Origin of the sequence: Falsirhodobacter xinxiangensis (assembly GCF_004959935.1) — a bacterium.
GTDB lineage: Bacteria > Pseudomonadota > Alphaproteobacteria > Rhodobacterales > Rhodobacteraceae > Falsirhodobacter > Falsirhodobacter xinxiangensis.
Genome location: NZ_SMYN01000056.1, coordinates 1 through 2,033 on the forward strand (window position 1 = coordinate 1; position 2,033 = coordinate 2,033).

The window sequence follows — 2,033 nt, forward strand, 5'->3', positions numbered from 1 at the left end:
CTGTCAACGGCGGCGCGAAAGTCGGCCACGGCGGCGGAGCAAAACCAGGCCAGTTGGCAGGGTTGTGCGGCATGGCGCGCGCTTTCCATATAGCTGGCGCGTGTCATGGCGCACTGGCGCTTCAGCGACAATCGTCGTCTGATGTCTGAATGGAGATCAGCGCCACTTGCGGGCAGTGCTGTTGGCGAGGCGGTAGCTTTCGCCGTTCATCTCGAGGATGCTGACGTGGTGGGTCAGCCGGTCGAGCAGTGCGCCGGTCAGGCGCTCGGAGCCGAATGTTTCAGTCCACTCATCGAAGGGCAGATTGCTGGTAATGAGGGTTGATCCGCGCTCATAGCGCTGCGAGATCATCTCGAACAGCAGCTCGGCGCCGGTCTTCGACAGGGGCACAATGCCCAGCTCGTCGATGATGAGAAGCTTGTAACCGGCCATCTGCTTCTGGAAGCGCAGCAGACGGCGCTCATCGCGGGCCTCCATCATCTTGCTGACCTGCGGCGGTGGTGAAGCCGACGGAAAGCCCCTTCTGGCAAGCGACCAGCCCGATGCCGAGGGCGACATGAGTCTTGCCGGTGCCGGACGGGCCGAGGGCAATGACATTCTCCCGACGTTCGATCCATTCGCACCGGGCCAGTTCAAGCACCTGCATTTTGTTCAGCTTGGGGATGGCCGGAAAGTCGAAGCTGTCCAGGCTTTTGACGGCCGGGAACTTCGCAGCGTTCTGCGCCTTCAAATGGTTCCCCAGACCATTTGATCCGCTGGCGCGGACCAGCTTGAACTGCGGCGCTCGACCATTCGCCGTTCCCGGTCGATCGGTTCGAGTTCGACAAGCCGTGCCAGATATCGGACATGGTCCAGCCCTTCCGCCGCGCATTGGCGAGCCAGCTTCTGATGCTCGCGCAGGAATGTCGCCAGCTTCAGCGCCTTGAGGTGATGAGCGAGCAGGATTTCCGGGGCATCACTCATGCCGCATCACCCGACAGCAGCCGCATGCAAGACCCGGCCCTGATCTTCTCGACCGTTGCCTTCGGCAGGTAGGGATAGCAGTCGAGGTCAAGTCGCGGCGGACGATGCTCTACCCGGCACAGCAGCAGATGCTTCACCGCGTCGAAGCTGAGCGCCCCATCCGAAGAGCCTGGAGCACTGCCGCCTGCACGTCTGCAAGATCGCAGGCCTCCAACAGCCGCAGAACCTGAACATATTCGCGCCGACCCTGACGGTTCATCCGCACCTCCATCAGGCGGCGCAAGGTGGCGAACTCCTCCGGCAGGTCCCAGCCCTGCAACGGGGCCGCCTGATCCAACGCATTGATCTTTCGCTCGATCAGCGGAAGGTAATGGATCGGGTTGAAGACCAGTTCATCGCAATCCCAGCACAGCATGGCCCGGCGGATGCGACAACGGCACGAATATCTCCTGACCGCGTCGGTCCCGCTCTCGCAGGTAATCCTTGATGATCGTGTAGCCGCCGGTGAAGCCGCATTCCTCGCGAAGCCGGTCAAACGCCCGCTTCGCCGTATGCCGTTGCTTGCGCGGCATGCTCCGGTCCGCCTTCAGCCACCCCTTGATGATCGGAATAAACGGATCCAGTTTCGGGCGCCGGACCTCGGCCGTCCGACGGTAGCCGGGCGGAACCGAAAACGACATCGTTCGTCGGGAAAAACAGTCCCCCGGACTGTTTTCTGATCCTCCTCACTCTGAACCGTGTCCCGCGAAACGTTGAATACCCGTGCCGCTTCCCATTGGCTCATGCCCTCCGCACAAGCCTGACGGACTTTCAGATATAGCTCCACGCGGTAGATCCCCACGCCCTCCCTGCAAATGCAGAGAGCGAAAAGTGGACGACTTTTACGCCGCCGTTGACAGGAGATCCAGCTTCATGCGAGCGAGACGCTTCGCGGGTTGATTTCCGAGGTGCGTCTGGTGCCGAACGTGAATGCCCGCGACGGCCACCACATCGAGCTGGTGGGCGATCTGGCGTCTATTCTCGCCTTGCAGGAGGCTGGAATGCAAAAAGCCCCACGGTAAGGCGGGGCG

General features: G+C 61.8%; 1 protein-coding gene and 2 pseudogenes. All 3 read right to left on the reverse strand.

Annotated elements, in window-relative coordinates; genetic code table 11:
- Nucleotides 1-156 precede the first annotated feature (156 nt).
- Nucleotides 157-963 (reverse strand): annotated as a pseudogene (gene istB / locus E2K76_RS20085) (IS21-like element helper ATPase IstB).
- Nucleotides 960-1,789 (reverse strand): annotated as a pseudogene (locus E2K76_RS20090) (hypothetical protein). Before E2K76_RS20090 ends, istB begins: the two co-directional pseudogenes overlap by 4 nt.
- A gap of 55 nt (nt 1,790-1,844) precedes the next feature.
- A partial coding sequence (locus E2K76_RS20705; protein WP_220432329.1) for a hypothetical protein occupies nt 1,845-2,033 on the reverse strand: 189 nt, incomplete at its 5' end.